23 protein-coding genes are annotated in these 26,526 nt (G+C 70.4%); 15 read left to right on the forward strand and 8 right to left on the reverse strand.

Annotated elements, in window-relative coordinates; all coding sequences use genetic code 11:
• The first annotated feature begins 89 nt into the window (after positions 1-89).
• The 3 genes from boxC to boxA are packed head-to-tail and all read left to right on the forward strand — an operon-like array spanning position 90 to position 4,477.
• On the forward strand, positions 90-1,748 hold the full coding sequence (gene boxC / locus VPH43_RS23885; protein WP_328580283.1) for a 2,3-epoxybenzoyl-CoA dihydrolase: 1,659 nt from the start codon (positions 90-92) through the stop codon (positions 1,746-1,748).
• 16 nt (positions 1,749-1,764) lie between these two features.
• Positions 1,765-3,192: a benzoyl-CoA 2,3-epoxidase subunit BoxB gene (gene boxB, locus VPH43_RS23890; RefSeq protein ID WP_328580284.1), complete on the forward strand. Its 1,428-nt coding sequence runs from the start codon at positions 1,765-1,767 to the stop codon at positions 3,190-3,192.
• Positions 3,193-3,232: 40 nt separating this feature from the next.
• Entirely contained in the window at positions 3,233-4,477 is a 1,245-nt protein-coding gene (boxA, locus tag VPH43_RS23895) for a benzoyl-CoA 2,3-epoxidase subunit BoxA (RefSeq protein ID WP_328580285.1), read from the forward strand.
• Between the two features lie 20 nt (positions 4,478-4,497).
• Here the strand turns inward: boxA and VPH43_RS23900 are convergent, their stop codons facing one another.
• Entirely contained in the window at positions 4,498-5,409 is a 912-nt protein-coding gene (locus VPH43_RS23900; RefSeq protein WP_328580286.1) for a LysR family transcriptional regulator, read from the reverse strand.
• Between the two features lie 98 nt (positions 5,410-5,507).
• Between VPH43_RS23900 and gstA the strand changes: the two genes are divergently transcribed.
• From gstA to VPH43_RS23915, 3 genes are read left to right on the forward strand one after another with little or no spacing between them, the layout of a single operon-like run.
• Positions 5,508-6,122, forward strand: coding sequence for a glutathione transferase GstA (gene gstA / locus VPH43_RS23905; RefSeq protein ID WP_328580287.1), 615 nt, complete (start codon positions 5,508-5,510; stop codon positions 6,120-6,122).
• 9 nt (positions 6,123-6,131) lie between these two features.
• On the forward strand, positions 6,132-6,347 hold the full coding sequence (locus VPH43_RS23910; protein WP_328580288.1) for a tautomerase family protein: 216 nt from the start codon (positions 6,132-6,134) through the stop codon (positions 6,345-6,347).
• Positions 6,344-6,718 carry a nuclear transport factor 2 family protein gene (locus tag VPH43_RS23915; protein ID WP_328580289.1) on the forward strand — a complete coding sequence of 125 codons (375 nt, stop codon included), beginning with the start codon at positions 6,344-6,346 and terminating at the stop codon, positions 6,716-6,718. The genes VPH43_RS23910 and VPH43_RS23915 overlap by 4 nt, the downstream gene beginning before the upstream one ends.
• 25 nt (positions 6,719-6,743) lie before the next feature.
• Here VPH43_RS23915 and VPH43_RS23920 read toward each other — a convergent pair whose 3' ends face one another.
• The 5 genes from VPH43_RS23920 to VPH43_RS23940 all read right to left on the reverse strand — a co-directional run bounded on the left by VPH43_RS23920 (position 6,744) and on the right by VPH43_RS23940 (position 15,827).
• Positions 6,744-7,895: a YihY/virulence factor BrkB family protein gene (locus VPH43_RS23920; RefSeq protein WP_328580290.1), complete on the reverse strand. Its 1,152-nt coding sequence runs from the start codon at positions 7,893-7,895 to the stop codon at positions 6,744-6,746.
• 75 nt (positions 7,896-7,970) lie between these two features.
• Positions 7,971-12,212: a translocation/assembly module TamB domain-containing protein gene (locus VPH43_RS23925; protein WP_328580291.1), complete on the reverse strand. Its 4,242-nt coding sequence runs from the start codon at positions 12,210-12,212 to the stop codon at positions 7,971-7,973.
• Positions 12,213-12,217: 5 nt separating this feature from the next.
• Positions 12,218-14,035 carry an autotransporter assembly complex protein TamA gene (locus VPH43_RS23930; RefSeq protein WP_328580292.1) on the reverse strand — a complete coding sequence of 606 codons (1,818 nt, stop codon included), beginning with the start codon at positions 14,033-14,035 and terminating at the stop codon, positions 12,218-12,220.
• A gap of 46 nt (positions 14,036-14,081) precedes the next feature.
• Positions 14,082-15,014: an SMP-30/gluconolactonase/LRE family protein gene (locus VPH43_RS23935; RefSeq protein WP_328580293.1), complete on the reverse strand. Its 933-nt coding sequence runs from the start codon at positions 15,012-15,014 to the stop codon at positions 14,082-14,084.
• A 15-nt stretch (positions 15,015-15,029) separates the two neighbouring features.
• Positions 15,030-15,827 carry a phytanoyl-CoA dioxygenase family protein gene (locus VPH43_RS23940; protein WP_328580294.1) on the reverse strand — a complete coding sequence of 266 codons (798 nt, stop codon included), beginning with the start codon at positions 15,825-15,827 and terminating at the stop codon, positions 15,030-15,032.
• Between the two features lie 110 nt (positions 15,828-15,937).
• Here VPH43_RS23940 and VPH43_RS23945 point away from each other — a divergent pair, with 110 nt between their 5' ends.
• From VPH43_RS23945 to VPH43_RS23965, 5 genes are all read left to right on the forward strand, one after another.
• Positions 15,938-17,119 (forward strand): LacI family DNA-binding transcriptional regulator, encoded by a 1,182-nt coding sequence (locus VPH43_RS23945; protein ID WP_328580295.1) that lies wholly within the window; start codon positions 15,938-15,940, stop codon positions 17,117-17,119.
• Positions 17,120-17,235: 116 nt separating this feature from the next.
• Positions 17,236-18,207 (forward strand): ABC transporter substrate-binding protein, encoded by a 972-nt coding sequence (locus VPH43_RS23950; protein WP_328580296.1) that lies wholly within the window; start codon positions 17,236-17,238, stop codon positions 18,205-18,207.
• A 41-nt stretch (positions 18,208-18,248) separates the two neighbouring features.
• Positions 18,249-19,799 (forward strand): sugar ABC transporter ATP-binding protein, encoded by a 1,551-nt coding sequence (locus tag VPH43_RS23955; RefSeq protein WP_328580297.1) that lies wholly within the window; start codon positions 18,249-18,251, stop codon positions 19,797-19,799.
• Positions 19,800-19,830: 31 nt separating this feature from the next.
• Complete coding sequence (locus VPH43_RS23960) at positions 19,831-20,760, forward strand: ABC transporter permease (RefSeq protein WP_328580378.1); 930 nt, start codon at positions 19,831-19,833, stop codon at positions 20,758-20,760.
• Positions 20,761-20,762: 2 nt separating this feature from the next.
• Positions 20,763-21,719 (forward strand): ABC transporter permease, encoded by a 957-nt coding sequence (locus tag VPH43_RS23965; RefSeq protein WP_328580379.1) that lies wholly within the window; start codon positions 20,763-20,765, stop codon positions 21,717-21,719.
• A 36-nt stretch (positions 21,720-21,755) separates the two neighbouring features.
• Here the strand turns inward: VPH43_RS23965 and VPH43_RS23970 are convergent, their stop codons facing one another.
• Positions 21,756-22,178 carry a universal stress protein gene (locus tag VPH43_RS23970; RefSeq protein WP_328580298.1) on the reverse strand — a complete coding sequence of 141 codons (423 nt, stop codon included), beginning with the start codon at positions 22,176-22,178 and terminating at the stop codon, positions 21,756-21,758.
• 106 nt (positions 22,179-22,284) lie between these two features.
• Here VPH43_RS23970 and VPH43_RS23975 point away from each other — a divergent pair, with 106 nt between their 5' ends.
• A complete protein-coding gene (locus tag VPH43_RS23975) occupies positions 22,285-23,358 on the forward strand; it encodes an NAD(P)-dependent alcohol dehydrogenase (RefSeq protein WP_328580299.1) in 1,074 nt (357 codons plus the stop codon).
• Positions 23,359-23,401: 43 nt separating this feature from the next.
• On the opposite strand, the gene VPH43_RS23980 is transcribed toward VPH43_RS23975, so the two are convergent.
• Positions 23,402-24,217, reverse strand: coding sequence for a class I SAM-dependent methyltransferase (locus VPH43_RS23980; protein ID WP_328580300.1), 816 nt, complete (start codon positions 24,215-24,217; stop codon positions 23,402-23,404).
• A 208-nt stretch (positions 24,218-24,425) separates the two neighbouring features.
• Here VPH43_RS23980 and VPH43_RS23985 point away from each other — a divergent pair, with 208 nt between their 5' ends.
• The 3 genes from VPH43_RS23985 (at position 24,426) to VPH43_RS23995 (ending at position 26,514) form a co-directional block, all read left to right on the forward strand.
• Positions 24,426-24,959: an OsmC family protein gene (locus VPH43_RS23985; protein WP_328580301.1), complete on the forward strand. Its 534-nt coding sequence runs from the start codon at positions 24,426-24,428 to the stop codon at positions 24,957-24,959.
• Entirely contained in the window at positions 24,959-25,933 is a 975-nt protein-coding gene (locus VPH43_RS23990) for an AraC family transcriptional regulator (RefSeq protein ID WP_328580302.1), read from the forward strand. The genes VPH43_RS23985 and VPH43_RS23990 overlap by 1 nt, the downstream gene beginning before the upstream one ends.
• A 68-nt stretch (positions 25,934-26,001) precedes the next feature.
• Positions 26,002-26,514 carry a hypothetical protein gene (locus VPH43_RS23995; protein WP_328580303.1) on the forward strand — a complete coding sequence of 171 codons (513 nt, stop codon included), beginning with the start codon at positions 26,002-26,004 and terminating at the stop codon, positions 26,512-26,514.
• Positions 26,515-26,526 lie beyond the last annotated feature (12 nt).

The following is a 26,526-nucleotide window of genomic DNA, read 5'->3' on the forward strand; positions in this document are numbered from 1 at the left end:
ATTCCGGCGAACGTGCACTATGATGCATTGACACGAAACAAGCATCATCGTGCATGCTTGTGGAGATTCCCCGTTTTCCAGGAGCCGCCATGAGTGCACCCGACCGTGTGGACTACCGAACCGAACCGCAGCGCTACCGCCACTGGTCGCTGAAGTTCGAAGGCGAGGTGGCCACGCTCGCGATGAACGTGGACGAAAACGCCGGCCTCAGGCCCGGCTACAAGCTCAAGCTGAACAGCTACGACCTGGGCGTGGACATCGAGCTGCACGACGCGCTCAACCGCATCCGCTTCGAGCACCCCGAGGTGCGCAGCGTGGTGCTCACCAGCGCCCGCGACCGGGTGTTCTGCTCCGGCGCCAACATCTTCATGCTGGGCGTGTCCAGCCATGCGTGGAAGGTGAACTTCTGCAAGTTCACCAATGAAACCCGCAATGGCATGGAGGATGCCTCTGCGCATTCCGGCCTGAAGTTCATCGCGGCCGTGAACGGCGCCTGCGCCGGCGGCGGCTACGAGCTGGCGCTGGCCTGCGACGAGATCCTGTTGATCGACGACCGTTCGTCCGCGGTCAGCCTGCCCGAGGTGCCGCTGCTCGGCGTGCTGCCCGGCACCGGCGGGCTCACGCGCCTGACCGACAAGCGGCGTGTGCGCCATGACCTGGCCGACGTGTTCTGCACCACCACCGAAGGCGTGCGCGGCCAGCGCGCCAAAGAGTGGCGGCTGGTGGACGAGGCAGTGAAACCCGCGCAGTTCGCCCAGCGCGTGCAAGAGCGTGCGCGCGAGCTGGCGGCCGCCAGTGATCGGCCCGCGGATGCCGCCGGCATCGCGCTGCCGCCGCTGGAGGCCGACTACGGCGCGGACGCCCTGCACTACGCCCATGTGGACGTGCAGATCGACCGCAGCCGGCGCACGGCCACCTTCACCGTGCACGGCCCGCGCACCGCGCCACCGCAGGCGCTCGACGGCATCCTGGCTGCCGGCGCCGCCTGGTGGCCGCTGGCGATGGCGCGGGAGCTGGACGACGCCATCCTGCAGATGCGCACCAACGAGCCGGAGATCGGCACTTGGCTGCTCAAGACCGAAGGCGACGCGGCCCAGGTGCTGGCGGTGGACGCCACGCTGCTGCAGCACCGCGATCACTGGCTGGTGCGCGAAACGATCGGCCTGCTGCGCCGCACGTTCTCGCGGCTGGACGTGTCCTCGCGCAGCCTGTTCGCGCTGGTGGAGCCAGGCGCCTGCTTCGCCGGCAGCCTGCTGGAGCTGGCGCTGGCCGCCGACCGCATCTATCACCTGGCCTTGCCCGACGATGAGGCCCGTGCGCCCCGGGTCACCGTGGGCGAGGCCAACTTCGGCCTGTACCCCATGGCCACCGGCCAGGCGCGCCTGGCGCGCCGCTTCTACGACGAAGCACCGGCCATCGCCGCGGTGCGCGAGCGCATCGGCCAGCCGCTGGATGCCGATGCGGCGCTGGCGCTGGGCCTGGTCACCTTTGCGCCGGACGACATCGACTGGGACGACGAGGTGCGCATCGCGATCGAGGAACGTTCGGCGATGTCGCCCGACGCGCTCACCGGCCTGGAGGCGAACCTGCGCTTCAACGGCCCGGAGACCATGTTCACCCGCATCTTCGGCCGCCTCACCGCCTGGCAGAACTGGATCTTCCAGCGCCCGAACGCCGTGGGCGAAAAGGGCGCGCTCAAGGTCTACGGCACCGGCGAGAAGGCCGGCTTCGATTTCAAGCGAGTTTGAGTCTCTGGAGCCCCGCATGTCCACCATCGACTACAGCGAGAAGATCCCCAACAACGTCAACCTGGCCGAGGACCGCACCTTGCAGCGCGCCCTCGAGCAGTGGCAGCCCAACTTCATCAACTGGTGGGACGACGTGGGCCCGGAAGGCTCCACCGACTTCGACGTGTACCTGCGCACCGCGGTGAGCGTGGACCCGCAGGGCTGGGCGCAGTTCGACTACGTGAAGATGCGCGACTACCGCTGGGGCATCTTCCTCAACCCAGCGCTGCCAGACCGCAAGATCCACTTCGGCGACCACTTGGGCGAGGCCGTGTGGACCGACGTGCCCGGCGAGCACCGCGCCAACCTGCGCCGCATCATCGTCACTCAGGGTGACACCGAGCCGGCCTCGGTGGAGCAGCAACGCCACCTGGGCCTGACCGCGCCCTCGATGTACGACCTGCGCAACCTGTTCCAGGTGAACGTGGAGGAGGGCCGCCACCTCTGGGCCATGGTGTACCTGCTGCAGCGTCACTTCGGGCGTGACGGCCGCGAAGAAGCAGCAGCGCTGCTGGAGCGCCGCTCGGGCGACGAGAACAACCCGCGCATCCTGGGCGCCTTCAACGAGCAGACGCCCGACTGGCTGAGCTTCTTCATGTTTACCTACTTCACCGACCGCGACGGGAAGTTCCAGCTCGCCGCGCTGTCGGAAAGTGCCTTCGATCCGCTGGCCCGCACCACCAAGTTCATGCTCACCGAAGAAGCCCACCACATGTTCGTGGGCGAAAGCGGTGTCAGCCGCGTGATCCAGCGCACCGCGCAGGTGATGAACGAGTTGAAGACCGACGACCCGGCCAAGGTGCGTGCGGCCGGTGCCATCGACCTGGGCACCCTGCAGCGCTACCTGAACTTCCACTACAGCGTGACCATCGACCTGTTCGGCGCCGACCAGTCCAGCAACGCCGCCACCTTCTACAGCACCGGCCTGAAGGGCCGCTACGAAGAAGGCAAGCGCACCGACGACCATGTGCTCAAGGGCCAGACCTACAAGGTGCTCGAAGTGCAAGGCGGCCAGCTGGTGGAGAAGGAAGTCCCGATGCTCAACGCGCTGAACGAAGTGCTGCGCGACGATTTCATCAAGGATTCGGTGGCCGGCGTGGAGCGCTGGAACAAGGTGCTGGACAAGGCGGGCCTGCCGCACCGGCTGAAGGTGCCGCACAAGGCGTTCCACCGCAACATCGGCGCGCTGGCCGGCATCAAGATGTCGCCCGACGGCCGCGTGGTGAACGAGGCCGAATGGGCGGCGAAGAAGGATGAGTGGCTGCCCAGCGCCGAGGACCGCGCCTTCGTGGCCTCGCTGATGGGCCGGGTGGTGGAGCCGGGCAAGTTCGCCAACTGGATCGCGCCGCCGGTGATGGGCATCAACCGCCAGCCGGTGGACTTCGAGTACGTGCGCTTCAACTAGAGAAGCTGTGAACGAATCCTTCACAGCTTCTGAGCCCGCCATGGACCAAGCCGCGAACGTCGCGCTGATCAGGCAGCACCTGATCGACCCCGAGATCTGCATTCGCTGCAACACCTGCGAAGCCACCTGCCCGGTGGGCGCGATCACGCACGACGACCGCAACTACGTGGTGAGGGCCGACGTGTGCAACGGCTGCATGGCCTGCATCTCGCCATGCCCCACCGGCTCTATCGACAACTGGCGCACCGTGCCGCGCGAGCGCGCCTATTCGATCGAGGAGCAGCTCGGCTGGGATGTGCTGCCGCCCGAGCTCGCGCCCAAGGACGTTCCCGCCCAAGCGCTGGCACCGAGCACGGTCGCCGCGCCGGTCGACCCGCTGCCGGTGTTCGAACCGACCCGCTGGGCGTCCACCCTGCCGCCGTGGTCGGCGGCCCACGCGTACACCAACCTCTACGGCCCGAAGAGCCCGGTCACCGCCACGGTCACAGGCAACATCAACTGCACCGAATCCGGCTTCGCCAACGAGACGCACCACATCGTGCTGGACTTCGGCGCCATGCCGTTCCCGGTGCTGGAAGGCCAGTCCATCGGCATCGTGCCGCCGGGGCTGGACGCCACCGGCCGGCCGCATGTGGCACGCCAGTATTCGGTGGCCAGCCCGCGCAACGGCGAGCGCGCGGGCTACAACAACCTAGCGCTCACGGTGAAGCGCGTCACCGCGGACCATGAGTGCCGGCCGGTGCGCGGCGTGGCGTCCAACCACTTGTGCGACCTGCAGGTCGGCGACACGGTGCAGGTGATCGGCCCCTTCGGCAGCAGCTTCCTGATGCCGAACCACCCGCGCTCCAACATCGTGATGATCTGCACCGGCACCGGCAGCGCGCCGATGCGGGCGATGACCGAATGGCGCCGGCGCCTGCGCAAGACCGGCAAGTTCGAAGGCGGCAAGCTGATGCTGTTCTTCGGCGCGCGCACGCCGCAGGAGCTGCCGTACTTCGGGCCGCTGCAAAGCCTGCCCAAGGACTTCATCGATATCAACCTCGCGTTCTCGCGCCTGCCGGACCAGCCCAAGCGCTACGTGCAGGACCTGATGCGCGAACGGGCCGCTGACCTGGCGGCCCTGCTGAAGGATCCCAGCACCTGCTTCTACGTGTGCGGGCTCAAGAGCATGGAGCAGGGCGTGATGCTGGCGCTGCAGGACGTGGCCTCCTCGGCCGGCCTGGCCTGGGATACGCTGGGTGCGGCCCTGCAGCGGGAAGGGCGGCTGCACCTGGAGACGTACTGACCAGGCGAGCCAGGCCTGCGTCATGCCGCCAACCGGCGCACCAGGAAATCCACCAGCACCCTCACCCGTTGAGGCAGGAACCGATTTGCGGGATAGAGCAGCGAAAACGGCCGGGATGCTCCTTCGAACCGACGCAGCACCGGCTTGAGCCGGCCCGCCCGGATGTCGCTGTCCACGATGAACTGGTAGGTCTGCACCAGGCCGGCCCCGCCGAGAGCCAGCGACCCCAGTGCAAGGATGTCCTCCTGGCACAGCATGGACCCTGGGAAGGTGCGCTCCACCGTGTCGCTCCCCACCTTGAACAGCCAGGGCACGGTTTGGCCGGTGCTGGGCAGCGCGAAGTGGATGCAGTCATGGCCTTGCAGGTCGTCGATGGACCGGGGCGTGCCTTTTCTGCGCAGGTAGGAAGGCGATGCGACCACAACCAGCGGCGCATCCTCGAGCTTGCGGGCGACGAGGCCGGAATCCGGCGGTGCGCGCCCTCGGATCGCGAGGTCGAAGCCCTCGCTCGCAAAGTCCACGTTTCGGTTGGTGACCTGCAGTTCCAGGGCCACACGCGGATAGCGCTGGCGGAACTCGGCAAGCACCGGGAACACCCGGTGATGTCCATAGGAGGTGGGCAAGCTCATGCGCACGGTTCCTGAGGGATCCGAGGCATCGCCGTGCAGCGCCCGCTCGGCCTCCGCGAGCTGGCCCAGCGCCTGGCGGCAGCTGTCGTAGTAATGGCGCCCCTCTTCGCTGAGCCGCACCGCCCGCGTGGTGCGCACCAGCAGCCGCGCACCCAGCTTCTTCTCAAGCCGCGCGACGGTGCGGCTCACCGCAGCCGGCGTGACGCCGGCTGCCACGGCGGCGCCCGAAAAGCTCTTGAGTTCGGCGGTGAGGCAGAACAACTCCAGGCTTCCCAGGCTGGTGTCGTCAAAGATCCGCGTCATACGGTCATATAACGTAAATAGATTTGTTCATCGTGCCACATTTATTTATCTGGGCGGCATGAATACCGTGGAGGCCTCACTCACTGACAAAGGTCGACATGAAGCTCTACTACGCTCCCGGCGCCTGCTCCCTCGCACCGCACATCGTGGCCCGCGAGGCCGGCCTGCCGCTGACGCTCATCAAGGTGGACACCCAGCGGCACACGGTCGGCGGCACGGACTATTTCTCCATCAACCCGAAAGGGCAGGTGCCGGTGCTCGAGCTCGACGATGGCGGGCGCCTCACCGAAGGGCCGGTCGTGGCGCAGTACATCGCCGACAAGGCGCAGGCACAGAGCTTGGTGCCCGCCGCCGGCACGCTGGCGCGGTATCGGGTCATGGAATGGCAGAACTACGTCACCTCCGAGCTGCACAAGTCCTTCACGCCGCTGTTCATGGGCCTGGTGGAGGGGCCCTCGAAGGACACCGCGATCAAGGTCCTCGAGAAGAAGCTGGACTGGCTGGACGGGCAGCTGGAAGGCCGCAAGCACCTCACCGGCGAGGACTTCACCGCAGCCGACGCCTACCTGTTCACGGTGCTGCGCTGGGCGCAGTTCGTCTCGATCGACATCTCGAGCCGCAGGCATCTTGCCCGGTTCATGGCGACCGTCGGGCAGCGGCCGGCAGTGCAGGCCGCACTGCACGCCGAGGGCCTGCCCGCTTTGGGCCAGTGAGGCAGGCGCATGCCGTACGTGCTCATCCAGGTCACCCGCGAGGGCGTGACCGCGCAGCAGAAGGAGGCGCTCATCGAGGGCACCACGGAGCTCCTTGTCCGGGTGCTGAACAAGAACCCGGCGACCACCTTCGTGGTGATCGACGAAGTTCCCACCGACAACTGGGGCGTGGCGGGACGTTCCGTGACCCGGCGGCTCGAGGATCGCCAAGGGCAGGCCTCATGAGCGAGCGACTGGCGATCACCCAACTGCTGCAGGACTATTTCGATGGCCTGTACCACTGCGATGTGGAACGCCTGGCCCAGGTGTTCCACCCGGCGGCGGTCTACGCCTGTGCGACGGAAGGCCCCCTGCGGCTTCTGGCGATGACGGAGTACTTCGCAATCGTGCGCCAACGCACCTCGCCTGCGAGCTTGGCGCAGCGCAGGACCGACCGGATCGTCTCGATTGATGTGGCCGGCCCCGTGACGGCCATGGCGAAGGTCGAGTGCTCCATCGAGCCGAAGCACTTCACCGACTTCCTGAGCCTGGTGAAGCTTGGCGGGCGCTGGCAGATCCTCGCCAAGGTGTTTCACTTCGAGGTGCTGCCGCCGTGAGCCTCCTGGCGAGGGGCCGGTGGGCTCAGCGGCGGATGCGCACGCGCAGCAACTGGGCCAGCAGGTCGGCAGCAAGCGTCGCGGCCGCGGCGATGGCTGCCGAGCCGGCAAAGCCGGCCAGCGGGTGGCGGTGGATCGCGCCGAAGAAGCGGCCCTCGGGTTTGCGCGGGCGCGCCGGCGCCTTCTGCGCGGACCTCGCAAGTGCGGGCGTGGGCATGAAACCCGGGTTGGCCTGTGGCTGAGGCTGGGGCTTGGCATCCGCCGGCAGCGGCTTGCCATCCTGCTGCGCGGCCGGCGTGCCCGGCACGCCTTGGCCCGTCGCCGCCTTGCCCTGGCGCGAGCCATAAGCATGGGCATAAACGGCGGTGAACTCCGCACCCAGCAGGAACACCTGCGCCGAGTAGTACACCCACACCAGCAGCACCGCCAGCGAGCCGGCCGCACCGAACCCGGAGGCCACCGCGCTCTTGCCGATGTACAGCCCGATCAGGTACTTGCCGATGGTGAACAGTGCGGCAGTGACCGCCGCGCCTATCCACACGTCGTGCCAGCGGATGTGCACCTGGGGCATGAAGCGGTAGATCAGGGCGAACAGTGCCGTCACCATCCCATAGCTGAAGATGAAGTTCACCGCGCTCATCAGCCACTCCCAGTCGCTCAGCCAGGAGGTGGACCAGTCGCCCAGCGCGGCGATGGCGGCACTGGCCGCCAGCGACACCAGCATCAAGAAGCCGATGGCGAGGATCATGCCGATGGACAACACCCGCGCCCGCAGCCAGCCCCAGATGCCGGACGGGATCTCGCGCGGCTCGGCCTTCCAGATGCGGTTCAGGTCGTCCTGCAGTTCGGCGAACACGGTGGTCGCACCCACCAGCAGCAGCACCAGGCCCACCACCGTGCCGATCACGCCCTCCTTGGGCTCGGACACGCTCTTGAGCACCTCCTGGATGGTCTTGGCGGCCGCGTCGCCCACCAGGCCGCCGATCTGCTGCACCACCGCGCCCTGCACCGCGTCGCGGCCGAACACCAGGCCGGCCACCGAGATCAGGATGAGCAGCAGCGGCGCCACGGAGAATACCGTGTAGTACGACAGCGCCGCGCCCATGCTGGCGGCCCGGTCGTCCATCCAGCCGTTGCCGGCCTGCTTTACCACCCCGAGGTACCGACGCCAGTCCATGTGTTGTCTCCATCTGCGCGCAGGGCTTGCGCGTCCAGAGCTGGAGTGCAACCGCTGTGCCCGTGATGAGGCCCGCTATTCCCAGCGCCAGGTCCAGATCGCGTCCACCGCGTTGTCGTCGCCGGTGCGCGCGCGCACGGTGATGCGCCCGGCCACGCGGTAGATCAGCTGCCAGGTGCCGCCGGCGGCCGCAATGGCGCGCTCGTAGCCGACGAACAGGCGCTTGGAGACCTGCTTGCCCAGGGTGACGATGGTGCCGCTCAGGTCCCCGCCGGATTCGGGACGCTTGACCGAGAGTTCGTCCAGGCCCAGCTTCTTGACGAAGCCGCCGCCCGAGCCCTTATCGCCGGCCAGCAGGGCCAGCGCCGCGCGTTGCAGCAGGGCGGTGTCGTCGCGGCCCAGGCCTTCGGGCGCACGCCCCAGCACCAGCCAGGTGAGGGTGTCGAACTCCGGCAGCTCCGGCTCGCTGTACAGGCGCACCCGCGGGTTGGCCACCAGGCCGGTGACGACCACGCCGACGCGGGTGTCCACGTCGGCCCGGATCGCCAGGATGTCCAGGCGGGGATTGGCCGCGTCGCCGGTGAAGGTGAGGTTGCCGCGGTCGATGGACAGGTTCTGGCCATAGGCGGTGTAGGTGCCTTCCTCGACCCGCACCACGCCGTTGACGGCCAGTTCGCCCTGGGGCGTGGTCACCGCCAGTTGCCCGCGCAACAGGGCGTCCAGCCCGCGGCCACGCACCCGCAGCGCACGCCCCAGGTCCACCTGCAGGTTCACGTCGGCCTGGGCGACGGTGCTGTTGGGCGCAGGCTTTGGCGCCGGCACTGCGCCCTGGGTGCCGGATTGCAAGGTGGTGGCCGCGGCGCCGTTGCGCCCGCCCTTGCGCGCCTGGGCCGTACGCAGCGGCCCGCCGGGGCGGTTGACCACGATCACGTCCTCGCCATGCTGAGGCGCGTCCGCCTGGGAGGCATCGATCAGGCCGCTGTCGACCACGAAGCGGCCGTCCAGCGCGATGCGTTTTTCCTGCATGCCGAGGTTGGCGGTGCCGCTCACGGCGACCCGCCGGTCCACCCGGTCCAGTGCGCGGAAGCGCTCGGCCACCGCACGCAGCTGCGCGCGTGGCGCATCGCCGAAGCTGGCGCTGCCGGTCACCCGCAGCAGGCCTTCGCCGCTGCCGTCGCGGAACTCGAAGCGTTCCACCGTGGCGTCGGTGCCGTTCAGCGCCACGGCCAGCACACCCTGGCGCAGGTTCACACCTTCGAACAGGTTGCGCACGGTGAGCTGGCTGCCGCTGATGCGCCCGCGGTACTGCGGCGCGCCGGCGCGGCCGGAGAGGTTGGCTTCGGTGCGCAGCTCGCCGCCCAGGCGCCAGCCTGGTGGCAGCCACGGGGCCCACACCGACAGGTCGGGCACCTGCAAGGCGATCTGGCCGGCCAGCGCCGAGTCGGGCGTGGGGGTGAGGGCGGTGGCACTGGTGCGCAGGGTCTGGCTGCCGTGGAGCACGCCCACGTTGCGGCCGGCCATCAGCTGGGTGAGGTTCCATTGGCCGCCGTGCGCGGCCACGGCCACCCGCAGGTCGCTCAGGCCCAGCGACCGGGTGGCTCCCTCCACGGTGAGGCTCAGGTCGCCCGGGCCGGCGCGTTCGACCACCACGTCCGCGTCCACCCGCTCACCGGTGTGCAGCTGCACCCGCCCACCGAGCGCCAGGTCACCCCGCCAGCCGAACTGCGGCTGCAGGCGCGCGAGCCAGGGCGCCACCTGCAGCGGCTCGATGCGGGCATCCAGCGCAATGCGGGGCAGGCCCTGTGCGCGGGCCGGTGCCTGCCATTGCGCCTGCTGCCAGCGCACCGCCCCACCAAACAGCGCAATGCGGCCGGGTGCCAGGCTGGCCTGGTCGGGCTGCCCGCTGGCGGCCAGGCGCACCGAGGCCTGGATGTCGCTGGCCGCCAGCCAGGGCTGGCCCGGTGCGGTGCGGGGTGCGGCCTGCAGCCGGGCCACCGTGCCGCGCCAGGTGCCGCCGCCCGGGGCGGCCGGCTGCCATTGGCCACCGCCATCCAGCTGCAGCTGGCTGCCGCCGGGTGCGCTGCGGCCGGCCAGCGCCTCGGTCCATTCCGGCGGGCGCAGCGGGCTGGCCGCCTGCACCGTGAAGCTGTGGGAGCGCAGCGTTCCCGCCAGCCGGACCTGCAGCCGCTCAAGCCGGCGCTGGGCCTGGGCGATGCCGGTGGCGCTGGCGTCCAGCGACAAGGGGGCGTCGGGCTGGGTGCCGGAGAAGGTCCAGCGGGCCTGGGCCTGGGCCACCTGCAGCGCGGGGCTGCGCAGTTGCGCCACTTGCAGCGTGCCTTCGGTCTGCAGTGCGGGCCAGCGGCCGCGGGCGGTGGCGTTGGCCTGCAGCGTGCCGCCTTGCGGCATCCAGCCGGCCGCACCGGGCACCAGGGCCTGCAGCGGCGCAAGGGCGCCTAGCGCGGGCGCTTGCACGTCCAGGCGCCAGTCGTGGGTGCCGTTGTGCGTGCCACCGTCCAGCTGCAGCCGGTTGCTCGCCGCGCGCAGCTGGGCCGCCAGCTTCAGCGTCTCTGGCCGGGCCTGCAAGCTGGCTTCGCCTTGCAGCGGCAGGCCGGCGAACTGGCTGTCACGCAGGGTGAGGCCGGCGTCCCCGCGCAGCGCGGCCAGCAGGTCGTCGGCCGGCACGGCGGGCAGCATGAGGTCGGCGCGCCAGCTGCCGTTGAGTGCATTGGCCCGCGTGGCACGCGGCATCGGCAGCCAGAGTGCGGGATCGAAGCGCACCAGCTCGCCCTGGGTGCGCAGGTGCCAGGCGCCGTCGGTGCCCTTGTCGGCATTGGCCGAGGCCACCGCACGTGCATCGCCGGCGCGGGCGGTGGCCTCGCGCAGGGCGAGCTGCAGGCTGCCGTCGCCGGGCAGGGTGAAGCTGCCCACCGCGACCAGGCCGAGAGGGGGTGCGTCCCGCGCCGGCAAGCGGCCGGTGAGCTCGGTGCGCACTTCGCCGCGCAGCGGGGTGGGAGCCGCGCGCTTGCCGGCCGCGGCCGGGGTGCCTGCAGGGGCGGACGCGGCCGCGGCCGGCGCGGCCGGCGACGGCAGGCCCTGCAGCGCCAGCTGGACCGGGCCCTCCAGCGTCATGGGCGCGGCGGCGGTGTGCAGCAGCTGCGGCTGCACCCCCACCAGCCGCAGCTGCACCGACAGCTCGCTGCCCTGCCAGCGGCCGCCGCCTTGCAGCTGGCCGGCGGGCCGCTCGCCGCCCAGCTCGGCCTGCAGGGCGTCGAAGTGCAGGCTGCCCAGGTCCTGCGGCCGGCCCTTGAGCACCACATGCAGCTGGCGCACCGGCAGGCGGTGGGCATCCCAGGGGCCGGGCACCGCATTGGCCAGGGCCAGCTCCAGGCTCATGGCCTGCGCGTTGCCACCGTCGCCCATCACCGCATTGCCGGACAGCCGGGTTTCGGGCAGGCCCGCGCCGAAGGCCGAGAGGTCCAGGTCGTCGGTGGTGGCGCGCAGGGCGGCCAGGGGCCAGTCGGCGAACGGTGTCAGGCTGGCCTGCACGGTGGCACCCGGGCCCTTGGCGGTCTTGAGCGTGGCACTGGCGTTGAGCTGGCGCAGCGGCCCCTCCAGGCGCAGCGCCGCCTGCCAGGGCTGCGCGGCGTCCGGCGCAGTGGCCAGGCGCAATCTTGCGTCCACCGGCAGGGACCCATCGGCGCCGATGCGGGCCTGGCCGCTCAGCGCCAGCGGGCCGCGCATGAGCACCAGGCCGTCGACGCGGTGGCTGGCGCCTTGGTCGGCACCGGCATGCAGGCTCAGGCGCAGCCCGGTGATCGGCGCTTGTTCGTCCACCTGCAGCGCATCCACCTGGAGGTTCTGCGCCAGCAGCTCCAACGGCAGGCGCAGGTGCTCGGGCGCCTGCAGCGGCTCGCTGGGTTGTGTCTTGGGCGCGGTGACCACCCGCACGCTGTGGGCGCGCGGCTGCACCAGCGTCAGGCCCACCCAGGCGCCGGGGTGGGGCCGGAAGCGCCACTGCGCGTCGGCCCAGGACAGGCCGTCGACCACCACGCGCAGGCCGCTGGCCGCACGCCACTCCAGCCGGTCCGCGCGAAAGCCGCCCCCGGTGAGCCGGCCGTGCTGGCCGCTCAGCTGCAAGCCCGGCACCTGCTGCAGCAGCCGCACGGCCGCATCCTCGCTGTGCCACAGCCAGGCACCGGCACCGATCAGCACGGCGGCCAGCGCCAGCAGCAGCCCGAGCAGTACCACCAGCAGGCGGCGCAGGCGGTGGGGCGCGCGGACGGCCGGTGCGGCGGGGGCAGGTGTGGTGTCGTTCATGGTGTTCAGAACGAGGTGCCGACGGTGAGGTGCAGGCGAAAACGCCGCACCTCCTCGCCATAGGCCAGGTCCAGCTTCACCGGGCCCACCGGGCTGCGGTAGCGCACGCCCACGCCCACGCCGACGGCGGGCTTGAGCTCACCCCAGGTGCGCGCGGCGCGCCCAGCGTCAACGAAAGCGGCGCCCCACAGCTGCGGCATGCGGGCCATGAGCGGATGGGCGATCTCGGCGCTGGCGGTGAACAGCACCCGACCGCTCACCGCCACGCCGTTCTGCTGCGGCGTGAGCGAGCGGTAGGCATAACCCCGTACCGACTCATCGCCGCCGGCCCGGAAACGCAAGGTCTCGGGCACCACCACGTCGTCGCGCGCGAACACCTGGCCCAGCTCGAGCCGGCCCTGCGTGTACCAGCTGCCCAGCGGCCGGTAGGCGTCCAGCCGGGCGTACAGGCGGGTGAAAGGGCCGTGCGTGCCGGGGTCGGAGCGGGCCACGCCGGCGCCCACCTGGCCATTCCAGACCTTGCCGCGGGTGGGCAGCAGCGGGTCGTCCACATCGCGCCAGATGCCCTGGTAGTGCAGGGCGAGCGAGTCGGACGTGGAGCGGCCGAGCGCGCTGCGTGTCACCGAGCGCTCGGCCTCGGCGAACGCCAGCCGGCTCATGGTCTTGGTTTCCTGCGCACGGCCCACGCGCACGCGGCCGGAGGTCACCGTGTCGGTGTCGGACGTGACCCGGCTGGCCGAGCCGCCCACCAGGTTGCGGTACAGGCCGGGCAGGGTGTGGGTGCTGATCTCGCCGTCCCAGCGCTGCTCCACCTGGGCCACCTCCACCTTGTTGCGCGCGATCAGCGCCCGGCCGAAGGGGCGGCGGTGCACATGGTCCGCGGTGGCCCGCGCGCCCACGTTGGCGCCGACGCCCACGCCGAAGGTGGCTTCCTGCAGCTTGCGTTCGGTCAGGCGCACCGACACCGGCGTGTCCAGCGGACGGGCAGGATCGGGCTCGTAGGTGACGGTGGTGCGGTCGAACAGGCCCGACTTCTGCAGCCGCTCCTGGAAGTCCAGCAGCAGGGTTTCCGTGGCCGGCGTACGGGGCCCGAAGTTGGCGATGTTGTGCACCGTCTGCGCATCGTGGTGGTTCAGGCCCTCGATGTTCAGCGGCCCGGTGAGGAACAGCGGGCCGCTGTCCACCGTGCCGGACAGGTCGGCCCAGTGGGTGGCTGCATCGATGCGCGCCTCCGTGGCGCCCCAGTCGGCCGCCAGGTAGGCCTGGGCGCGCAGCTGCGCGATGGCGGCGTTCTTGGCATGCACCCAGTCGGCATCGCGGTAGGGGGAGCCGGGTGGCAGCAGCCAGTCGTTGCGCAGCGCCTGCTGGGCATCGCGCGCGGTGGCTTCGTTGCGCGCGGTGTCGGCGGCCAGCGGCCCGTGCACCTGCAGGTTGACGTCGCGCACCAGGGTGCGCGGGCCGGGCTGCACGGTCACGCGCACCTGCGGCGGGTCGCCGCCCAGGCGCTGCACCTGGATCTCGGCGTTGAAGTAGCCCTCGGTTTCGAGCAGCTCGCGCGCCTGGGCGGGCGCCGCGGCCACCAGGCGGTCGAGCTCGCCTTGCTGCAGCGGCTCGCCGGCGGCCAGCTTGTTCACCCGGGCCAGGTCCAGGTGCTGGCGCAGCAGGTTGGCGAGCGGGCGCGGTGCTTCAACGTCCAGCTGCAGCACGGGCGGCGCCTTGGGCGCCTTGTCGGCCGGATCGGTGGAGGGGGCTGCGCAACCGGCGCACAGCATGGCGCAGGCCAGCAGGTCTGGCCAGGGGCGAAAACGGGCGCTGGGGTTCACGTCGGGCCAGGAGGCAACCAGCGTGCCGCCTGCACCCCCTAAAGCGTCAGTTCAGGCCTCGCACGAGCAGGTCCACCGCGTAGAGCGAACGCGAGGCGGTGATGAACAGCCGCCGCCTGTCCGCGCCGCCAAAACACAGGTTGGCGGCCGGCTCCGGCAGCTTCAGCCGGCCCAGCAGGCTGCCGTCCGCGGCAAAACACTGCACGCCGTTGCCGGCAGAGGCCCACACATGGCCGAAGGCGTCCAGCGCCAGGCCGTCTGGGAAGCCGCCGTCGATCTGCGCAAACACCCGGCTGTGCTGCACTTGGCCCTGGTCATCCAGCCTCAGAACGCGGATATGGCGCGGCCCGCCAGGCACATGGGTGCCGCCGGTGTCCACCACGTAAAGCGTGCGTTCGTCGGCCGAAAATGCCAGGCCGTTGGGCTGAACGAAGTCGTCGGCCACCACCTGCAGCTGGCCGCCGCCCGCGGGCAGCCGGAACACATGGCAGCCGCCGTACTCACGCTGCCCGGGCAGGCCTTCGCGCGGGTTGTCGATGCCGTAGCTCGGGTCGGTGAACCAGATGCTGCCATCGGCGCTCACCACCACGTCATTGGGCGAATTGAGCCGGTGCCCGCCGAAGCGGTCGGCCAGCACGGTGCGGCGGCCATCGGGCTCGGTGCGTGTGACGCTGCGCGTGCCGTGTTCGCAGCTCACCAGCCGGCCGCTGCGGTCGCGGGTGTGGCCGTTGGCAAAGTCCGACGGGGCGCGGAACACCTTGACGCCGTCGGCTTCATGCCACTGCAGGATGCGGTTGTTCGGTATGTCGCTCCACAACAGGGTGGCCGTCTCGGCGAACCACACCGGCCCCTCCGCCCATTCGCAGCCGCCGTGCAGGCGCTGCACCGTGGCGTCCAGCCGCACCAGCTCGGCGAAGCGGCGGTCGCAGGCGTCGATGGTGTCGGCAAGGTGTGCTAGCGGTAGCGGGGCAGGCGGCATCGGCGGGCCAGTGTCTCAGTACGCAAAAGCCTGGTAGCGCTCGGTGCGCTGCACGTCCTGCAGGCTGTCGACGATCGGGTTGTGGCGCAGCAGGCGGCGTGCGCGTTCTGACAGTGTCTCCCAGGTCGCGCGCGGCACGTCGATGCGCACCTCCGGCCGCAGGTACCAGTGGCGGCTGTAGCCGATGACTACCATGGGGCGCGGCACATCGGTGTGGTTGGGCGTGCCGCGGTGCATCAGGCGCACGTCGCGGATCATCACGTCGCCCAGCCGCATGGTGATGGGCTCCAGCACCGCTTCACCCGCAGCCATGGCGCGCTGGGCCTGCTCGCGCGTCATGCGATGGGTGCCGCGTGTGGTTTCCAGCGGGCCGTTGTCCAGCGTCACATCGCACAGAGGAAAGTTCACCGCCAGCTGGTAGCTCGGCGGCTCCAGGTCCATCTCGGGGAAGAGCGCCGGCGTGTCGCGGTGGATGCCCTGGTGCTCGCTGCCCTTGAGCGGCGTGTCGGTGGCCAGCTGGCACATCACCGGGTCGGCACCGGCCACGCGCTGCACGATGGCCAGCACATCGTCGTCCTCGAAGAAATGCGGGTCGGCGAACACGCCCTCGAAGGGCAGGGTGACGTAGAAGCGCTGCTTGCCGCGTTCACCGGCCAGGGTGGGGTCGCTGAGCGCGGTGTCCAGCAGCGGCCGGAAGGCACGCGCCCAGGCGGCCAGGCGCTCGGGGTCGTAGTGCTGCTCCAGCACGACGAAGCCGTCGCGGTTGAAGTCGGCCGCAAGGCGGTCGTGCGTGGTGGCGTCGTAGCGGGCCATGGCGTCCTTTCGCAGGTGGCGGCGAGCGGGCCGGCGCTTATGATCTTTGCGCCGGAGCAGGTTGCAAATATTATTAGCGATCGGGTTCCAGCCCCTTCCGGGAAAACCGCATGCCAAAAGACAACAACGAGGGAACCGGCCGACGCGCCACCATGACCGACGTGGCCAAGCGCGCCGGCGTGTCGCAGTCCACCGTGTCGCTGGTGCTCAACGGCACGCCGGGCATGCGCCTGTCCGAGCCCACGCGGCAGCGTGTGCTGAAGGCGGCCGAGGCGCTGGGCTACCAGCTCCCCGGTGGGCGGCCGCACCTGGCCTTGGCGCGCCGGGGTGCAGCGTCGGCGCAGGCGCAGGTGGCACCGCTCATCGTGTACCTGGCCGACGAGATCTCCACCAGCCCGCACCCGGTGGTGTCCATCGACGGCGCAAAGGACGAGGCGTGGACACACGGCGCGGTGGTGGCGGTGTTCGCGGCGCGCTCCAACGCCGAGATCGAGAGCGCGGTGCTGGCCACCATGCTGGCCAGCCCCAACCTGGTGGGGGTGATCTATTCGACGGTGTTCACCCGCCAGGCCCGGGTGCCACAGCTGCTGCACCAGGTGCCCACGGTGCTGCTCAACTGCTACGAGGAGCCCGCGGGCGAGGCCGCCGCCGGCAGCGCGCCGCAACGCCAGCGCGCCAGCGCCACCATCGCGCCGCCACGCCTGAGCAGCATCGTGCCGGCGGAGGTGGCGGGTGGCCATGCCGCCACCGAACGGCTGATCGAACAGGGCCACCGGCGCATCGCCCTCATCAACGGCGAGCCCTGGATGGACGCCGCGCAGGACCGGCTCAAGGGCTACCGCCGCGCGCTGGCCAGCCACGACATCGCCTTCGAGCCGCGCCTGGTGCGCACCGGCGACTGGCAGGTGGCCACCGGCTACGAGCACACGCTGTCGCTGATGGCCGAGCCGCTGCCGCCCACGGCCATCTTCTGCGCCAACGACCTGATGGCCGTGGGCTGCCTGGAGGCGTTGCGCTCGCTCGGGCTGGCGGTGCCGGGCGATGTGTCGGTGATCGGCTACGACGACCAGGAGATCGCGCAGCACACCCATCCGCCGCTCACCACCCTGGTGCTGCCCAACTACGAGATGGGCCGCCTGGCGGTGGAGGTGCTGCTGGCCGAGCGTGCATCGCCCGACGCGCGCCGCCGGCGCCTGAAGGTGGAAGGCCGGATCGTGGAGCGCAGCACCGTGGGTGCACCGGCGGTCACTGCGAAGGTCCGCAAGGCAAGACCTGAGAAATCAAGGGCCTAGGCTGACCCATTAGTAATATTACCGGTATCGCAACCGCGCCCATCGCCTAAGAATCGGCCCGTTCCCGGCCACCACACCGGCCGAGGCGCCTGGTTCCACTCCACGAAAGAGGCCCTATGCGATTCCAACGTTCACTGCTGTCCCTGGCACTCGCGGCGTGCGCGCTGCCCGTCTGGGCTGCCGACACCGGCGCCCCCAAGCTGCCCCAGAAGGCCAGCTACAAGGTGGGCTTTGCGCAGGCGGAGAACAACAACCCCTGGCGCATCGCCGAAACGAAAAGCATGCAGGACATCGCCCAGTCCTGTGGCTGGCAGCTGGTGGTCACCGATGCGGGCGGCTCGGCCGCCAAGCAGGTGGCTGACGTCGATTCGATGATCGCGCAGAAGGTCGACCTGATCGTGCTGCCGCCGCGGGAAGAAAAGCCGCTGATCCCGGCGGTGATGAAGGCCAAGAAGGCCGGCATCCCGGTGATCCTGGTGGACCGCAACGTGGACCAGAAGGTGGCCAAGGCCGGGCGCGACTACGTCACCTTCATCGGCTCCGATTTCGTGGACCAGGGCCGGCGCGCCGCCGAATGGCTGGTGAAGGCCACCAACGGCAAGGCCACCATCATCGAGCTCGAAGGCACCACCGGCTCGTCGCCCGCCAACGACCGCAAGAAGGGCTTCGACCAGGTGATCGCCAAGAACCCCGGCATGAAGATCGTGGCCTCGCAGTCGGGTGACTTCGCGCGCGACAAGGGCCGCCAGGTGGCGCAGTCGCTGCTGCAGGCGCATCCCAACACCACCGCGATCTACGCCCACAACGACGAGATGGCGGTGGGCGCCATCACCGCACTGGAAGCCGCCGGCAAGAAACCGGGCAAGGACGTGCTGGTGGTGTCCATCGACGGCACCAAGGACGCGCTCACCGCCATCGCCGCCGGCAAGATGGGCGCCACGGTGCAGTCCTCGCCGTTCTTCGGCCCCATCGCCTGCAAGACCGCGCAGCGGTATGCCAAGGGCGAGGCGATCGAACCCTGGGTGAAGGTGGAGGACAAGTTCTACGACGCCTCCAACGCACAGGCCAGCATGGCCGACGGGTATTGAGCCCGGCATGGCCGACGGGTATTGAGCCAGCGCCTGCCTCCGTGACCACGCCTGCGCCGCCGTTGCTCGACCTGCACGATGTGCACAAGAGCTTCGGCGGCGTGCCTGCACTGCGTGGCGCCTCGCTGCAGGTGGAGCGCGGCGAGGTCCATGGCCTGATCGGCCAGAACGGTGCCGGCAAGTCCACGCTCATCAAGATCCTCACCGGCGCCTATGCGCTGGACGGCCCGGGCGACCAGGGCAGCATCCATTTCGACGGCGGGCCGGTGCGCTTCGGCTCGCCGCAGGCCGCGCGCGCCGCAGGGATCAGCCCGATCTACCAGGAGGTGAACCTGGTGGGCTTGCGCTCGGTGGCGGAAAACCTGTTTCTCGGCCGCGAGCCGCGCCGTTATGGCCTGATCGACTGGCGCCGGGTGCGGCAGGAGGCGCTTGCGCTGATGCAGCGCCTGGGCCTGCAAATCGACATCGAGCGCCCGGTGGGCACGCTGTCCACCGCCGAGCAGCAGATGGTGGCGATCGCGCGCGCGGTGTCGGTGGACGCCAAGCTGGTGATCATGGACGAGTCCACCTCCTCGCTGGACGATCGCGAGGTGGAACTGCTGTTCTCCATCGTGCGCCGCATGCGCGCCGACGGTCGCGCGGTGGTGTTCGTCAGCCATCGGCTCGACGAGCTGTATGCCATCTGCGACCGGGTGACGGTGATGCGCGACGGCCGCACGGTGCGCGTGGCCCGCATGGGCGACATCTCCAAACTGGAGCTGGTGACCACCATGCTGGGCAAGGAGCTGGCCGGCGTGCACCGCGGCGTCGCGGCTGACCGCAAACCCGCAGCCGATGCGCAGCCCTTGTTGGCAGCGCGTGACATCGCCAACCCGCCTCGTGTGCGCCGTGCCTCGCTGCAGCTGCACGCCGGGCAGACGGTGGGCCTGGCCGGGCTGCTGGGCGCAGGCCGCACCGAGCTCATGCGCGCGCTCTACGGCGCCGACCGGCCCACCGCCGGCGAGCTGCGGCTGGATGGGCAGGCGCTGCAGCTGCAATCGCCCGCCCAGGCGCTGGCGCGCGGCATCGCCTACCTCTCCGAGGACCGCAAGGCCGAAGGCATCTTCCCCAACCTGTCGGTGCGCGAGAACCTCAGCATCGCGCTGCTGCCGCGGCTGGCGCGTGCCGGTCTGGTGGACCGCGCCGCGCAAGCCAAGGTGGTGGACGAGTTCATCGCGCGCCTGGGCATCAAGACCGCCGACCCCGGCCAGCCGGTGAGCCAGCTCTCCGGCGGCAACCAGCAGAAGGTGCTGCTGGCGCGCTGGCTGGCGCTCAAGCCGCGCGTGCTGCTGCTGGACGAGCCCACGCGCGGCATCGACGTGGGCGCCAAGGCGGACATTGCGGCGCTGGTACACCAACTGGCCGCCGAGGGCATGGGCATCGTGCTCACCACGTCCGAGCTCGAAGAGCTGGTGGCGATGAGCGACGTGGCGGTGGTGCTGCGCGACGGCACCAGCGTGGCCGAGATTCCGGCCGAGTCGCTCACCGAAGAAGCCGTGATGGCGGCCATGGCCGATGCCGCGCCCGCCGGCGATGAGATGCCCCATGGCTGAGGCCGCCATGCCGCAGCCGCCACAGGCGCAGATGGCAGCCCGCTGGCTCGCCCGCGCCGGCGCCGGCACCGCGCTGGCCCTGCTGCTGCTGTTCAACCTGGTGTTCACCGAGCACTTCGTGTCGCTGCAGACGCTGAATGTCAACCTGGCGCAGGTGACCACCATCGTGATCGTCGGCGTGGGCATGACGCTGGTCATCGCCACCGGCGGCATCGACCTCTCGGTGGGTGCAGTGATGGCCATTGCCGGCACGCTGGCGCCGCTGCTGTTCGGCAAGGTGCCCGGCCTGGGTGGCATTGCGCTGGCGATCGTGTTGCCGCTGGCCGTGGCCTGGGCCTGCGGGTATTTCAACGGCTGGCTGGTCACGCGCTTCGGCATCCAGCCGATCGTGGCCACGCTGGTGCTCTTTACCGCCGGCCGCGGCATCGCGCAGGTGATCACCAACGGCAACCTGCAGACCTTCACCAACCCATCCTTCGCCTGGCTGGGCACCGGCAAGCTGGTTGGCATTCCGGTGCAGGTGTGGCTGATGTTAATCGTGGTGGGCAGCGCCGCCTGGGTGCTGGCGCGCACCGTGTTCGGCCGCTATGTGGTGGCCACCGGCAGCAGCCACCGCGCGGCGTACCTCACCGGCATACCGGCCGCGCGCATCAAGCGCCATGTGTATGCGCTGTGCAGCCTGCTGGCCGGGCTGGCGGGGCTGATCACGGTGGCGGTGAATTCCTCGTCGGACGCCAACCTCAACGGCCTGGGCATGGAGCTGGACGCGATCGCCGCGGTGGCCGTGGGCGGCACCTTGCTCAGCGGCGGGTATGCCAGCGTCACCGGCACCTTGCTGGGCGCGCTGCTGATCCAGCTGCTGCGCTACACCTTGCTGGCGCACGGCGTGCCCGATGCGGCCGGCCTGATGGTGGAGGCCGGCATCATCGTGCTGGCCGTGTGGCTGCAGAAGCGGACTTGAAGATGAAGGAACGCCAGGTCATCGGTGTGGCGATCGCGGTGCTGGCGCTGGTGCTGTTCGGCAGCCTGCGCTACGAGCACTTCGCCAGCGGCTACAACCTGCTGGAATTCACCCGCTACAACGCGATGTTCACGCTCATCTCCATCGGCATGGCGTTCGTCATCCTGTCCGGTGGCATCGACCTGTCGGTGGGCAGCGTCGCGGCGCTGGCCTCGGTGGTGTCGGCCCTGCTGTCGGGGCACAGTGCAGCGGCCGCGGTGGCCGGCGGGGTGGGCGCGGGCCTGGTGTGCGGGCTGCTCAACGGCCTGGTGATCGCGCGCCTGCACATCCAGCCTTTCATCACCACGCTGGCGATGACGCTGGCGGCGCACGGGGCCGCACTGCTGCTGGCGGACAACCAGCCGGTGTCCGTGTCCTACGACACCGGCTTCACGGAAGTGGGGCAGGGCGATTGGCATGGCCTGCCGGTGCCCTTGTGGGTGGCCGCCGCGGTGTTCGTGGCGGCGCTGCTGCTGCACCGCTATTCACGCTTCGGCCGCCACTCGCTGGCCATCGGCGGCAATGCCGAAGCCGCGCGCCTGATGGGCCTGAACGTGGAGCGCAACCTGTTGGCGGTGTATGCGCTGTCGGGCGCGCTGGCCGGCCTGGCCGGCGTGTTGCTGGCCGCCCAGGGCTCCGGCCAGCCCAACGAGGGCCTGGGCTGGGATCTCTTCGCGATTTCCGCCGTGGTGGTGGGCGGCACCTTGCTCACCGGCGGCATGGGCTCGGTGGGCGCCACCTTGCTGGGCGTGCTGCTGCTGGGCCTGGTGTTCAACCTGCTCAACTTCGAGAACGGCCTGGGCCAGGTGACGCTGTCGTCCTACTGGCAGTCGGTGGTGCGCGGCGTGTTCCTGCTGGCGGTGGTGCTGCTGCAGGTGCGGCTGGCGCGCAAGGTGGCGCCGCGCCAGCCAGCGGCCTGAGGGCCGCACCTGAACCGGCCACGGCCGCCTTGCGCCTTAACGTATGAGAAGCACGGGCGTCGCGCAGCGGGCCAGGACACCGCGCGACACCGAACCGAGGACGACGCTTCGGAGGGCCGAGTGGCCGTGGGTGCCCATCACGATCAACGCGCACTTCTCAGCCTCGGCGAACGCAGTGATCGCTTCGGCGGCATGGCCCACCGTGTGGGCGGTCCGCACCCTCCAGCCGCGCCGATCGGAAAAAGCGCTTGCCGGCAACAGCGCTTGCTGAGCCTGCTCGAGGTAGTAGCCGTCCAGCGTCGCGCGATCGAGAAACCGGGTCGCATGTGCCGGGATGGGGGCGACCGCAGTGAATGCGATGTATTCGTGCCGGTCCCCAAGCAGGTCGTCGTGCGCAACCACATAGTCCAGCATCCGCTTGGTGTAGTCGCTTCCGTCCACGGGCAACAAGATCTTCATGGGGTTCTCCAGTCTGCAATGGCACCAGGACATGGTACGCCGCGCAGTGAAGCAACGGACCGCGTACCAGGCGTAAGCTCCCCTGCTGAACCCACCGGGAGCGTGCATGGCCAGGATGAAAGCGGCGATCTTCGTGGAGCCCGGGCGCATCGTCCTGGACGACAAGCCGATACCCGACGTGGGCCCCCTCGACGCGCTGATGCGCGTGACGACCACCACGATCTGCGGCACCGATGTGCACATCCTGAAAGGGGAATACCCGGTCGCCAAGGGCCTGACGGTCGGCCATGAACCGGTGGGCGTGATCGACAAGCTGGGCTCGGCGGTCAAGGGCTACACCGAGGGCCAGCGCGTGATTGCCGGCGCGATCACGCCCAGCGGCTGGAGCAACGCATGCCTGTGCGGCGCTGGCTCCCAGGATGGTGCCTGCACGGCCCATGGCTGGAAGCCGCTGGGGGGCTGGAAGTTCGGCAACACGATCGATGGCTGCCAGGCCGAATACGTGCTGGTGCCCGATGCCATGGCCAACCTCGCACCGGTGCCGGATGGTCTGACCGATGAACAGGTGCTGATGTGCCCCGACATCATGTCCACCGGATTCAGCGGGGCCGAACGCGCGGGCATCCGCATCGGCGACACGGTGGCGGTTTTTGCGCAAGGACCCATCGGCCTGTGTGCCACCGTGGGCGCCAGGCTCTGCGGGGCCAGCGTGGTGATCGGCGTGGACCGACTGCCCGACCGGTTGAGCATGGCCCGCACGATGGGTGCCGACCACACCATCGACAGCAGCAAGCTCGATCCAGTCGAGGAGATCCTGCGCCTGACGGCCGGGCGGGGCGTGGACGTGGCGATCGAGGCGCTGGGCACGCAGCAGACCTTCGAAGCCTGCCTGCAGGTGCTGCGCCCCGGTGGCACGCTGTCCAGCCTGGGTGTGTACTCCACCGATCTGAGGATCCCGCTGGGCGCCTTTGCCGCCGGCCTCGGCGATCACCGCATCATCACCACGCTGTGCCCCGGTGGCAAGGAGCGCATGCGCCGATTGATGTCGGTGATCGAGGCCCGGCGCGTGGACCTGGGCGCGATGGTCACGCATCGCTTCAAGCTCGAGGAGATCGAGGCTGCGTACGAACTGTTCGGCCACCAGCGCGATGGTGTTCTCAAGGTGGCGATCACACCGTGAGGGCCCGGGCGCGCCCGACCGGGTCCTCACATTGGTGCGGGATCTAACGCCGCGTGATCACCACCTCCAGGTACTCGCTGGGCACCACCAGCGAATTCGGGCCCGCGCGGTTCAGGCTTTCCAGCAGCTCGGTGAGGTCGCGATCCAGGTCGGCGGCCTTGTCCGGCGGCAGGGCGGCAAAGGCCTTGTGGATGGGGCCGTACCACAGCCGGAAGACCTCGATGAAGTGGGCGGCCGAGCGGTAGCGGAAGTTGAAGGTGCGCGGCACGGCGGCGATGGCCGAGGCCTGGTCGCCGAACAGCGTTTCCAGGTGCGACTGCACGCCCCACAGCGAGGGCGGCTGCACGCCGGGCGGCGGAGGCACATGGCGGCCCAGCACCTTGAACAGCCGGCCGATGAAGCCCTCCGGCGTCCAGTTGGCCAGGCCGATGCGCCCACCCGGGCGGCACACCCGCGCCATGTTGGCGGCTGCCTTGGCATGGTCGGGTGCGAACATCACGCCGAAGGTGGACAGCACCACATCGAAGCTCGCGTCCTCGAAGGGCAGGGCTTCCACATCGGCCGTCTGGAACTTCACATCCAGCCGGTCGGCCCGGGCCCGCTCGGCAGCACGCTCCAGCAAGGCGGGCACGTAGTCGGTGGACGTGACCTGGCAGCCGCGGCGGGCGGCGGCCAGCGTGGCGTTGCCGTTGCCGGCGGCCACGTCCAGCACGCGTTCGTCGCAGCGCAGGTCGCAGGCTTCGGCCAGCTGCTCGCCGACGATCTGCAAGGTGGTGCCGATCACGGCGTAGTCGCCGCTCGCCCAGGCGGTCTGCTGGCGCGCCTTGAGGGCGGCCAGGTCGGTGGTGGGTGCATTCATGGGGGTGGTCTCCTTGACCGGCGTGGTCGCCGTGGGTTGGGGTGGCCGTAGCGTCGCCGCCCGGCGCCTTGCCGTCCTGCCCGGGCGTCGCTGATTCCTGCCCTTGCGTCCGCGTGGCCGCCGGCCCCCTTGTTCATCGCTTCTCGCGCGCAAGGGGCGCGCTCACAATCGCCGCACGGCGACCCTGCGCACGCCGGTGGAGAGCGCCATGACGACACACGACACGGCTGCCGCGCTGCGGCGGGTGGAAGCGGTGCTGGAGCGCCGCCCGGACACCGGGTTGCATGAGGACGCGCCCGCCGCCGCCCGCTGGCTGGGCGGCACCCAGGTGCTGGCCAGCCATGCCAACGGCATGCAGCTGCGCACCGACATGCCGGCCGAGCTGGGCGGGCAGGGTGAACACGTGACACCGGGCTGGCTCTTCCGCGCCGGCATGGCGTCCTGCGCCACCACCTGCATCGTGCTGCACGCCAGCCTGCAGGGCATCGAATTGCAGGCGCTGGAGGTCACCGCGCGCAGCCGGTCCGACACCCGCGGCCTGCTCGGCATGGCCGGGGCGGATGGCGAGCCGGTGTCGGCAGCAGCGCAGGACGTGGCGTTGCAGGTGCGCATCAGCGCCCGCGGTGTGGCGCCGGAGCGGCTGCGCGCGCTGGTGGAAACCGCCTGCCGCTGCTCGCCGGTGCCGCAGGTGGTGTGCAACGCGGTCGAACTGGGCCTGCAGATCGACGTGGACGAGGCGTGATGGACGCGCTTTCCGAAACCCTGCGGGTGGTGCGCCTGGTGGGCGCCATCTTCATCCACGGCCGCTTCACCGCGCCCTGGTGCTACCAGTCGCCGCCGGCCGACGCGGCGGCGCCGCTGCTGGAGCCCGGCGCGGAGCGGGTGATCATCTTCCACCTCATCACCGAGGGCGAGTGTTTCGTGGAGATGGGCGGCGCCGCGCCGGTGCAGCTGGCGGCGGGCGACGTGGTGGTGTTCCCCACCGGCGATGCCCACCGCATGTCGTCGGCGCCCGGCGTGCCGCCGGCCACCGGTGGCGCGCGGCTCGACGAAGTGCTGGCGCGCCGGCCGCGCCTGCTGGCTTATGGCGGCGGCGGCGCCACCACGCGCCTGGTATGCGGCTACCTTGCCTGCGATGCGCGGCTGGCGCGCATGCTGCTCGCCGGCCTGCCACCGCTGGTGCGGGTCAGCCTGCGCGGGTCGGCCGCCGGTGTGTGGCTGGAGAGCTCGGTGCACTATGCGCTGGCCGAAGCGCGCTCGCCGCGGCCTGGCGGCGCCGGTGTGCTGGCCAAGCTGGCGGAGCTGCTGTTCATCGAGGTGCTGCGCCTGCACATGAACGACCATGCCGAGGGGCAGACCGGCTGGCTGGCGGGCGTGCGCGACCGCATCGTGGGCTCGGCCCTGAACGAGCTGCACAAGCGGCCCGCGCATGCGTGGACGCTGGAAGAGCTGGCGCGCGCGGCCGGCACGTCGCGCTCGGTGCTGGCCGAACGCTTCCAGCACCTGGTCGGCACCTCGCCGATGCAGTACCTGACGCAATGGCGGATGCTGCTGGCGGCCAACCTGCTGTGCCGCAGCAGCGCGCCGCTGACGCAGATCGCCGAGGACGTGGGCTACCAGACCGACACCGCGTTCAGCCGCGCCTTCCGGCGCGAATACGGTGCGCCGCCAGCCACCTGGCGCAAGAGCCGGGCGGGCCAGGCGTTCGCCGCTTGAGCGGCACGGCCCAGACGGCGTAGGGGGGCGACTTGCGAACCTGTGGCCGCGCCGCGGGTCGAATCCCGATGCGCCACCTCCTGATTGCCGCACTGGTCCTGGCCAGCCCCGTGTGGGCTGCCGAAACGCCGCCGCCCGCCGACCCCTTGCACACGGTGGAATGCCGCGACGCGCTGAACGCCTTGCAGGTGGAGGAGGAGCGGGCGACTGCCTCGGCGGCCAGCGCACCGCGGCAGCCGCCACGGCCCGGCAGTGCGGTCGACAAGGCCCGCCATCGCGCCGCACGCGCCTGCCTGCGAAGCCAGGCCGACCCTCCACCGGCGGGGCGCATGGCCCAGCCGGCGGTGAGCGTGCCGTCCACGTCCCTGCCGTCCGCCGCGTTGCCGCCCATGCCCCGGCCTGCGGTGCCGGCCACACCGGCACCGCCGGTGGCCATGCCGCCGCCACCGACGGTGGTGACCCACTGCGACGCCGGTGGTTGCTGGGCCAGCGACGGATCCCGGGTGAACCGCATCGGCAGCACGGTGGTCGGGCCCCGTGGTGCATGCACGCCGATGGGCGCGACGCTGGTGTGCCCCTGATCGGCGCCCGGG

The organism is Ideonella sp. BN130291 (assembly GCF_036231905.1).
Classification (GTDB): Bacteria; Pseudomonadota; Gammaproteobacteria; order Burkholderiales; family Burkholderiaceae_C; genus CAMLIZ01.

Excerpts from the sequence above, each read along its gene's own strand:
- gstA (WP_328580287.1), top strand. The coding sequence starts at position 5,508 with ATGAAGCTCTACTACGCTCCCGGCGCCTGCTCCCTCGCACCGCACATC.
- VPH43_RS23900 (WP_328580286.1), bottom strand. The coding sequence starts at position 5,409 with ATGACGCGGATCTTTGACGACACCAGCCTGGGAAGCCTGGAGTTGTTC.
- VPH43_RS23995 (WP_328580303.1), top strand. The coding sequence starts at position 26,002 with ATGCGCCACCTCCTGATTGCCGCACTGGTCCTGGCCAGCCCCGTGTGG.
- VPH43_RS23915 (WP_328580289.1), top strand. The coding sequence starts at position 6,344 with ATGAGCGAGCGACTGGCGATCACCCAACTGCTGCAGGACTATTTCGAT.
- VPH43_RS23950 (WP_328580296.1), top strand. The coding sequence starts at position 17,236 with ATGCGATTCCAACGTTCACTGCTGTCCCTGGCACTCGCGGCGTGCGCG.
- VPH43_RS23925 (WP_328580291.1), bottom strand. The coding sequence starts at position 12,212 with ATGAACGACACCACACCTGCCCCCGCCGCACCGGCCGTCCGCGCGCCC.
- VPH43_RS23990 (WP_328580302.1), top strand. The coding sequence starts at position 24,959 with ATGGACGCGCTTTCCGAAACCCTGCGGGTGGTGCGCCTGGTGGGCGCC.
- VPH43_RS23975 (WP_328580299.1), top strand. The coding sequence starts at position 22,285 with ATGGCCAGGATGAAAGCGGCGATCTTCGTGGAGCCCGGGCGCATCGTC.
- VPH43_RS23980 (WP_328580300.1), bottom strand. The coding sequence starts at position 24,217 with ATGAATGCACCCACCACCGACCTGGCCGCCCTCAAGGCGCGCCAGCAG.
- boxA (WP_328580285.1), top strand. The coding sequence starts at position 3,233 with ATGGACCAAGCCGCGAACGTCGCGCTGATCAGGCAGCACCTGATCGAC.
- VPH43_RS23920 (WP_328580290.1), bottom strand. The coding sequence starts at position 7,895 with ATGGACTGGCGTCGGTACCTCGGGGTGGTAAAGCAGGCCGGCAACGGC.
- VPH43_RS23910 (WP_328580288.1), top strand. The coding sequence starts at position 6,132 with ATGCCGTACGTGCTCATCCAGGTCACCCGCGAGGGCGTGACCGCGCAG.
- VPH43_RS23985 (WP_328580301.1), top strand. The coding sequence starts at position 24,426 with ATGACGACACACGACACGGCTGCCGCGCTGCGGCGGGTGGAAGCGGTG.
- VPH43_RS23970 (WP_328580298.1), bottom strand. The coding sequence starts at position 22,178 with ATGAAGATCTTGTTGCCCGTGGACGGAAGCGACTACACCAAGCGGATG.
- VPH43_RS23935 (WP_328580293.1), bottom strand. The coding sequence starts at position 15,014 with ATGCCGCCTGCCCCGCTACCGCTAGCACACCTTGCCGACACCATCGAC.
- VPH43_RS23940 (WP_328580294.1), bottom strand. The coding sequence starts at position 15,827 with ATGGCCCGCTACGACGCCACCACGCACGACCGCCTTGCGGCCGACTTC.
- VPH43_RS23965 (WP_328580379.1), top strand. The coding sequence starts at position 20,763 with ATGAAGGAACGCCAGGTCATCGGTGTGGCGATCGCGGTGCTGGCGCTG.
- boxB (WP_328580284.1), top strand. The coding sequence starts at position 1,765 with ATGTCCACCATCGACTACAGCGAGAAGATCCCCAACAACGTCAACCTG.
- VPH43_RS23960 (WP_328580378.1), top strand. The coding sequence starts at position 19,831 with ATGGCAGCCCGCTGGCTCGCCCGCGCCGGCGCCGGCACCGCGCTGGCC.
- boxC (WP_328580283.1), top strand. The coding sequence starts at position 90 with ATGAGTGCACCCGACCGTGTGGACTACCGAACCGAACCGCAGCGCTAC.
- VPH43_RS23945 (WP_328580295.1), top strand. The coding sequence starts at position 15,938 with ATGCCAAAAGACAACAACGAGGGAACCGGCCGACGCGCCACCATGACC.